The sequence below is a fragment of the Streptomyces sp. UNOB3_S3 genome, assembly GCF_020740895.1.
GTDB lineage: Bacteria > Actinomycetota > Actinomycetes > Streptomycetales > Streptomycetaceae > Streptomyces.
On sequence record NZ_JAILXP010000389.1, the window covers coordinates 1 to 6,452 of the forward strand.

Consider the following 6,452-nt stretch of genomic DNA (forward strand, 5'->3'; position numbering starts at 1 on the left):
CCACCCCCGAGGCCGGGCACGCCAACGCCGGGCTCGCCCACGGCGCCCCGGGGCCGCTGGCCCTGTTCGCCCTCGCATGGGAACGCGGCGTCGCCGTCCCCGGGCAGGAGGCGGCCATGCGCACGCTCGCCGGCTGGCTGACGGGCATCGCCGCGCACGACGAGCGGGGCGCCCGGTGGCCCCGGGCGCTCGCGCTGGATCCGGCGGGCGGCACGAGCGCCGTGACCGACGGCGCCCCGGACCGCCCGGCCTGGTGCTACGGAGCGGTGGGCGTCTGCCGCGCGCTGTACCTCGCCGGCCGGGCCCTGGACATGGCGGAATGGCGGAGCACGGCGCTGGCCGGCCTCCGCTCGGCGCTCGACCGGGCGCGGGCGGAGGAAGACGGCGGTTCGACGGACCCGGGGCTGTGCCACGGCTGGGGCGGCACCCTCCAGGTCACCTGGCGCATGGCCGACGACTCCGGCGACCCCTGGCTGCGCGGCGCCCTGCCCTGGCTCGCCCGGCGCGCCCTGGCGTGGTCCGCGCCCGAGGAGCCGTTCGGCCTGCGGCCGCCGCGTCCGGTGCACGGCCTGACGGCCGACCGCGCCGGCTTCCTCACCGGCGCCGCGGGTACGGCGCTGGCCCTGCGCACGTTCGCCACGGACACCGCCCCGGCGACCGGCTGGGACCGTGCCCTGCTGATCGCGTGACGCGCCCGTGGCCGGGTCGCGGGCCGCCGCCGCGCCCGGTGGGGGCGCGGCGGCGGGGGTGTCGTGGTCGCGGTGCCGGTCGCGTCAGGCGACGTTGACGGCGGTCCAGGTGCTGCCGACGACCTGGTACTCGGTGCTGCCGCTGCCGTAGAGGTCGGCGGCGGCCTGGAGGGTGGCCTGGCGGGCGGCCGCGTAGTCGGTGGTCGACGTCATGTACGTCGTCAGCGCCTTGTACCAGACGGCCAGGGCCTTGTCCCGGCCGATGCCGGGGACGGAGGAGCCGTCGTAGGTGGGGCTGTCGTAGGTGACGCCGTTGACCGTCTTCGTGCCGCTGCCCTCGGAGAGCAGGTAGAAGAAGTGGTTGGCGATGCCCGACGAGTAGTGGACGTCGACGCCGCCGGCGTCGGGGCTCCAGTAGTCGAGGGAGACGCCGTCCTTGCTGGGCTGGTCCATGTAGCGCAGCGGGGTGCCGTTGCCGTTGATGTCGATCTTCTCGCCGATGAGGTAGTTGCCCGGGTTGTTCGGGTTGTTGGCGAAGAACTCGACACCGGTGGCGAAGATGTCGCTGGTCGCCTCGTTGAGGCCGCCGGACTCCCCGCTGTACTCCAGGCCCGCGGTGGCCGAGGTGACGCCGTGGGTCATCTCGTGGCCCGCGACGTCGAGGGAGGTCAGCGGGTGGGTGTTGCCCTGGCCGTCGCCGTAGGTCATGCAGAAGCAGCTGTCGTCCCAGAAGGCGTTCACATAGCTGTTGCCGTAGTGGACGCGGGAGTAGGACGCGACGCCGTCGTTGCGGATGCCGTTGCGGCCGAAGATCTGCTTGTAGAAGTCCCAGGTCTCCTGCGCGCCGTAGTGGGCGTCGACGGCGGCGGTCTGCCGGTTGCTCACGCTGCCGTTGCCCCAGACGTCGGAGGAGCTGGTGAAGAGCGTGCCGCTGCCGGAGGTGCCCTGGCGGAGGTCGGTGGTCCGGTGCCCGCCGCGCGTGTTGTCGAGCAGCTGGTACGAACTGCCGCTCTTCGTCGTGCCGATGGTGACCCGGCCGTTGTACTGCCCCGTACCGGTGCCGGTCTCGATGCCGTCGAAGGCGTAGAGCTTCTTGCCGCTGTCGGCGTCGGTGATGACGTGCAACTGGCTCGGGGTGCCGTCCTTCTGCGTTCCCGTCACCACCGACTCCCAGGCCAGCACCGGCTTGCCGGAGGCGGCCCAGACGACCTTGCGCACGGTGTCCTGGGCGGGGCGGGCGAGGCTGGCGCCGGAGGCGTGCGCGAGCGCGGCCCGCTGCGCGGTCGCGGCGGGGACCTTGGGGGTGGTGCTGGGCACGGCGATGCTCCGGGACGTCGCCCTGGTGACGCTGCGCCGGTCGCCCTTGACGTGCACGACCAGGTCGCCGCCGAGGACGGGCAGCCCCGCGTACGTCCGGTCGTAGCGGGTGTGCACGGTGCCGTCGGCGTCCTTGACGACGTCCCTGGCGACCAGCCGCTCCTGTGTGCCGAGGCCCAGCGACCGGGCGGTGGCCCCGGCGCCGTCCTGGGCGGCGGATATCAGGGCGGTCCGCTGGGCGGGGGACGCCGGGGCGGCACCGGCCGCCGTACCCGGCGCGGCGCCGGCGGTGCCGGCCTGGACGCCCGCGGCCACCATCGCGGCCGCGGCGACGAACGCCGCGCTCATCCGCGACCGGCGGGAGGTACGGGACGTACGGAGGGCGGAACGGCGGTCGTCATGGGGGGGGGTCTCACGCGAACTCCTTGGGCCCGGCCGTTCTCCGACGGCCTGCTCCGGCCCGGCGGCGGATTGCCGCCGGGGTGGTGCCTGCTGTGCGTTCGGTGCGTTTGACGCGTTCGGTGGGGTCGTTCGAGGCCCGTTCGAAACGAGCCGTGGTGAGCGTGCCACCGAATCCGTGTACTTGGCAGGTCCACGGCGAAGAGTTGGTCGTGAGTTGACCGATGGATGGGGGAGTGTCACCGATTAACGGACGGCCGGGGGGAGTTCGGCCTCCGTGGGGGTTCGCGCGCTACGCGGTCGTGTCCGCCCGGGCGGTACGGCGGGCCGTCGTCGCCCGGTCCCGGAGCCAGTGGCTGCGGGAGGCCGCGACCCCCAGTCCCAGGGCCACGAGATGCCCGGCGTCGGCCAGTTCGTGGTCGACCACCCAGGCGACGGTGAGCAGCGCGGTGAGGGCCGAGAGGCCGTAGCGGCGCACACGGGGCCCGGAGAGTGCCAGCAGGCAGCCCACGGTGGCGACCAGCCCGTAGCTGATGCCCACGTCGCGGGCCCGCGTGAGGGCTCCCGGCAGGTGGGCCAGCCGCATCAGCCACATCACACCCTCCGTGAGGAGGGTCGCCACGACATGGCCGAAGAGGAACGTCCCCATGCCGCGCAGCGTGCCCCAGCGCCACTCGGCCAGGCCGAGCGCGGCGGCCACCGCCGCGACGCCGAGCAGTACGGGCACGCCGTCCACGACCAGCCCGCTGGTGATGAGGGTCCACCACTTGCCCACTTCGAGGTGGTGAAGGTTGCTGCTGTTGTGCCGGATGAAGCGGGCCTGCTCCCGGAGCGGCCGGCTCGCCAGCCAGGCCGCCGTCGCCAGGAGCAGGGTCACGTACACCGTCGTGGCCGGGAGCCGCCGGGCCAGGGCCATGGACCGGGCCGTCGTCCGCCGAGCCGCCATCTTCACCTTTGTGCCGCCGCCTGCTCGTGTGCCGTCGCCCGCCGCGGGGGCGGGCGTATTTCCCGGGCGTCCGCCCGGAGGGTGACGACCCTAACCCGGAGGGTCGTCACGCCGGGATAAGCGCCCGGGCGGGAGCGGTTCCCGGCCCACACCGGCCGGGAACGCGTCGTGCGCGTCCGGTCACCACGAGCTGTCGGCGGGGGCGCCCGCTGTGAGGCCGCTCATGGGAGCTGGATCACATACGAAGACGGCTAGTGGAGCGCCGACCTCATCCATGCGGTGCAAAACGGACATTCCGGTGTGGTCTGGACCTCGTTCCTGGGGGTGCCGCGTAGTAGGTCGCACCTTTGCCAGCCGGATCCGCCGCCGCTAACAATTGCGGAGTCGCCTGGCGCCGTCGATCGAGACGCGGCGCTTTTATTGCGCCAATGACGGCCACCGGCGATTACGCGATTGGAAGGTTCAGCTCAGCTATGCGCTCCACCATCTCCGGCTATACCCGTCTGCCCAAGGCCCACAAGGTCTCCGCCGCCGCCATCATCGTGGCCGCCGGTGCCGGTGTCGCTCTGGCCGCCGTCCCGGCCACCGCCGCCGGCAACCACGACGTGAAGACCGTCGCCTGGAACGCCGACTCCTTCGGCGAGACCCAGCAGGCCGAGCTCACCCAGCAGACGGACGCCGCCATCGCGCAGGCCAAGGTCACCGCCGAGGCCAAGAAGACCGCCGCCGCCAAGACCGACGCCGACAAGGAGCGCGCCGCCAAGGAGGCCGCCAGCCGCTCCACCGAGCGCAAGGCCCTGAAGCCGGCCGCGCCCGCCGCCAAGCCCGCCGCCCCGGCCCCCAAGGCCTACGCGGACAACCTGGACGGCTGGATCAAGGAGTCCCTGGACGTCCTGCGTGCCAAGGGCATCCCGGCCTCGTACGAGGGCATCAAGCGCAACGTGATGCGCGAGTCGACCGGCAACCCCAACGCCATCAACGACTGGGACGTCAACGCTGTCAACGGTGTGCCGTCCAAGGGCCTGCTGCAGATCATCGACCCGACGTTCAAGGCGTATCACGTCGAGGGCACGTCCTGGAACATCTACGACCCGGTCGCCAACATCACCGCCTCCTGCGCCTACGCCGCCGACAAGTACGGCTCCATGGACAACGTCAACTCCGCGTACTGATCCGCGCACTGCATAGAGACCCCGCACCGCGAAGGGCGGCGGCACCCCACCACCGGGGTGCCGCCGCCCTTCCGTTATGCACCCGCGTGCCTACACTGGCGCCGGAAGCGTGACATGAGGATGGGGGAGACCGCATGGACCACCACGAGCTCCGCAAGCGCTGCGCGTCCCTGACCACGGCCCACCTGGCCGACGCGTGCGTACGCGCCCGGGTCCCGGTGCGCTGCGGTCCCGCCGCGCTGAGCGCCGTGGAGCCCGGGGCGCGGCTGGCCGGCCGGGTGCTGCCCGCCCGGCACGCCGGCAGCGTCGACGTCTTCCTGGAGGCGTTCGAGAACGCCGCGCCCGGCGACGTCCTCGTGGTCGACAACGCCGGCCGGCTCGACGAGGCGTGCGTCGGCGACCTCGCGGTGCTGGAGGCCCGCGGCGCCGGGCTGGAGGGCGTCGTCATCTGGGGGCTGCACCGCGACACCGCCGACATCCGGGCGATCGGGCTGCCGGTCTTCAGCCTCGGCGCGATCCCGACCGGCCCCCTGTGTCTCGACGCCCGGCCCGACGACGCGCTGGAGTCCGCCACGGTGGGGGAGTGGACAGTTGGCCGGCGGGACGTGGTCGTCGGTGACGACGACGGCGTGCTGTTCCTGCCCGCCGACCGCGCCGGAGAACTCGTCGCGCTCGCGGAGACGATCCGCGACACCGAGCGCCGCCAGGCCGAGCGCATCCGCGCGGGCGTGTCCCTGCGCGAGCAGGTGAGCTTCGGCGCCTACCTCGCCGGGCGCCGCGAGGACCCGTCACTGACGTTCCGTGACCACCTGCGGGCCGTGGGCGGGGCCATCGAGGAGTAGGCCGGACCCGTCCACCACGGTAAGCACCGCGTAAGTGGAACATTCGGCACCGTATTTCACCCTATGGTTGACGAGCTGATGTTCGTTCGAGTGACGCACGGCGGAGCGGTGACGCGCTCTGCCGTGCGGCCGGTGGAAGGGTGGTCATGCGGGTCGAGGTTCCGCGCGTCGAGTTCAAGGTGCTGGGGCCGCTCGAGGCCGTCGCCGACGGCCGTGCCCTGCCGCTCGGCGGGCCGAAACAACGCACCCTGCTCGCCACGCTGCTGGTCAACGCCAACACCGCCGTGTCCGCGGACCGCCTGTGCGACGAGATCTGGGGGGAGAGCCCGCCCGCCTCCGCCCACGCCAACGTCCGCAGCTACGTCGCCGCGCTGCGCAGGGTGCTCGGCCCCGCCTCCGGCGAGGACCGGCTGAGTCTGGGCCACCGCGGCTACCAACTGCGCGTCGACCCCGACGAGCTGGACCTGTACCGGTTCGAGGACCTGGTCGCCCGGGGGCGGGCCGCGCTGGCGGAAGGCGACCAGCGCAGAGCCGTCTGCAATCTGCGGGAGGCGCTCGCGCTGTGGCGCGGCCGCGCGTTCGACCGGGTGACGCACCACGAGGCCCTCCAGATCGAGGTGGCACGCCTTGAGGAGGCCCGGCTGACCGCCTTCGAGGACTACGCCGAGACCCGGCTCGCCCTCGGCGAACACCGCGAACTCGTCGGCCAGTTGCTGGCACAGGTGGAACGCGACCCGCTGCGCGAGTCCCTGTGGGCCAAGCTGATGGTGGCCCAGTACCGCTGCCACCGGCCGGGCGACGCGCTCAAGTCGTACGCCCTCGCCCGCGCCGCCCTCCGGGACGAGCTCGGCCTTGAACCCGGCGACGAACTGCGCAGACTGCACCGCGCGGTCCTCACCAGGGACCCGGCGCTGGGCGACGTGCCCGGCCGGCCCGTCCAGCCGGTACGGCCCGTGGCCGTCTGGCGGCCGGACCCCCGGCTCCCCTCCGACATCGCCGACTTCACCGGACGCGACCTGGTGATGTCCCGCGCCGCCGCGCTGCTCGAACTCGCCGCCGCGCGTCCCGCCGGCGCGCTCCCGCCCGC

6 protein-coding genes are annotated in these 6,452 nt (G+C 73.2%); 4 read left to right on the top strand and 2 right to left on the bottom strand.

All coding sequences use genetic code 11. From position 1 onward, the window contains the following. Positions 1–689 (top strand): lanthionine synthetase LanC family protein (locus K6I33_RS29625; protein ID WP_308297347.1); only part of this gene is annotated, 689 nt, incomplete at its 5' end. An 84-nt stretch (positions 690–773) separates the two neighbouring features. Here K6I33_RS29625 and K6I33_RS29630 read toward each other — a convergent pair. Continuing rightward, entirely contained in the window at positions 774–2,354 is a 1,581-nt protein-coding gene (locus K6I33_RS29630; RefSeq protein WP_229357625.1) for a M4 family metallopeptidase, read from the bottom strand. Between the two features lie 343 nt (positions 2,355–2,697). Continuing rightward, positions 2,698–3,351 carry a rhomboid-like protein gene (locus K6I33_RS29635; RefSeq protein ID WP_229357626.1) on the bottom strand — a complete coding sequence of 218 codons (654 nt, stop codon included), beginning with the start codon at positions 3,349–3,351 and terminating at the stop codon, positions 2,698–2,700. Between the two features lie 473 nt (positions 3,352–3,824). On the opposite strand from K6I33_RS29635, the gene K6I33_RS29640 reads away from it, so the two are divergent. From K6I33_RS29640 to K6I33_RS29650, 3 genes are all read left to right on the top strand, one after another. Next, a complete protein-coding gene (locus tag K6I33_RS29640; protein ID WP_229357627.1) occupies positions 3,825–4,523 on the top strand; it encodes a transglycosylase SLT domain-containing protein in 699 nt (232 codons plus the stop codon). A 134-nt stretch (positions 4,524–4,657) separates the two neighbouring features. Then, a complete protein-coding gene (locus tag K6I33_RS29645) occupies positions 4,658–5,365 on the top strand; it encodes an RraA family protein (RefSeq protein ID WP_229357628.1) in 708 nt (235 codons plus the stop codon). 146 nt (positions 5,366–5,511) lie between these two features. Next, positions 5,512–6,452: AfsR/SARP family transcriptional regulator (locus tag K6I33_RS29650; protein WP_229357629.1), on the top strand; the 941-nt coding region annotated here is incomplete at its 3' end.